Annotated in this window: 1 protein-coding gene; it reads right to left on the bottom strand. The window is 39.9% G+C overall.

From position 1 onward, the window contains the following. Positions 1 to 141: 141 nt before the first annotated feature. Positions 142 to 1,350, bottom strand: coding sequence for an IS110 family transposase (locus C3945_RS11645; protein WP_161879817.1), 1,209 nt, complete (start codon positions 1,348 to 1,350; stop codon positions 142 to 144). Between the last annotated feature and the right edge of the window lie 298 nt (positions 1,351 to 1,648).

A 1,648-nucleotide genomic window follows, 5' to 3' on the forward strand; every position in this document is an offset into this window, starting at 1 on the left:
AAGCCAGCTATAAAGATGTCAAGGAATAAATTGAAAGTTTAAGACCTGATTCTGAAGTGTGATTTTAAAGGAATTTATGTTATTGCTTTTAAAGAAAGGCAACCCAAATAAACCCTGAAAAAACTATTCAAAAAAATAATCTCAATTAGCTTTTAAGTCAGGATTTATATGCACTTCATAAGGTTTTCCTTTTGTCCAAACCGCAAAGATAATATTGACAAGTTTCCGACATACAGCCCCAACGGCTGTTCCATGATGCTTTCCACGTTTTCGTAAGTTTTTATAATAAATAGACAGCGCAGGATCACGATTAGAAGCGATAAAGGCCGCTTGCCAGATGGCTCTACGAAGATAAGGGGATCCGCGCTTAGAGAGTTTGTTTCTAGTGCCTGTGAAATCACCGGATTGATGAACAGAAGCGTCTAACCCCGCAAAGGCAAGCAGTTGATTGGGACGTTCAAAGCGATGAATGTCCCCCACTTCGGAGAGAATAACCGCCGCTGTAATAGGCCCAATGCCCGTAATGGTGGTGAGATATTGGTCTTGAGTGGCAACCAGTTCAGCCATCTCGTCTTCAATCGTCTTTAATTGTTCTTCTAAAAGAAGAATTTGCTGAAGCAGTAATTGAATCTGAAGTTTATAAACATCTGTTGCGACTCGGATTCCAAAGGAATCTTGAGCCAATTCTCTGAGTTGGTGGACTTTCTCGGTTGATTTTTCGATGCTTAAACGACCATTGCTGGCTTCATTGAGAAGGTCAATCAACTTCTGAGCGTCGGTCTCCAGTAAATCTTCAGGTAAAGGCGATTGAAGTAAGAGTTGAGTCGACGATTTTCCAAACATATCTGAAAAAAGTGTTTCATATTCTGGAAACACTTGGTCTAAAGACGCAATGACTTTTCTTTTGAGATCAGAAGTCTGGTCAACGATGCTGTAACGAAAACGGGATAATTGCTTTAGACGAACAATATCTTCGGAAGGCAAATATGTTTGATCGGGCAAGTCCATCCGAACCACTTGGGCGATTAAGACGGCATCAATGGTATCTGTTTTCGTTTTGCGGATATAGAAGTTGCGTAGGGTGTCGGATTGAATGGGGTTGAAAGGAACCACACTAAATTCTAAAGCGGTTAGAAATGAGAATACAGAAAGCCAATAATGACCAGTAGCTTCCAGACCGATTAACGAATTATCTGGCAATAAGTCATGGTCATTGATGAATTCCAGTAATTTTTCACTACCGGCTTTCGAGTTGCTAAACCGAATAGGTTTACCTATGGGCTTTCCTTGTTCATCAATAATCGCCGCTTCATGGTTTCGTTTTCCGATGTCAATACCTACAAAAAACATGAGAATCAGCCTTTCTGTTTGAGATTTAGATAGGGGTTAGCCTCTATACTCTAGGGACGATATAGCCTCGTGTGAGATTCAGAAACGATGTTCTATCCAGCTCATACATATACTGTCCGTAGAGAAGAGGCGTCAGTCTTTTTAAGGAAGACAAGCTTCAAGGAGGATACCTACGACCTCTATCTATACGAAACAATTATAACTCATAAGAGTTACAGGTTTAAGTCAGCCTTAAATGACAAATATAGTAAAAAAAAGATTAGCCATTTAAGACTAATCTTATTATACGAGGAGGATG

This window comes from Alkalibacterium sp. MB6, assembly GCF_009935905.1.
Taxonomy (GTDB): domain Bacteria; phylum Bacillota; class Bacilli; order Lactobacillales; family Carnobacteriaceae_A; genus Alkalibacterium.

Coding starts and splice junctions, on each gene's coding strand:
- C3945_RS11645 (WP_161879817.1), bottom strand. CDS start 1,350: ATGTTTTTTGTAGGTATTGACATCGGAAAACGAAACCATGAAGCGGCG.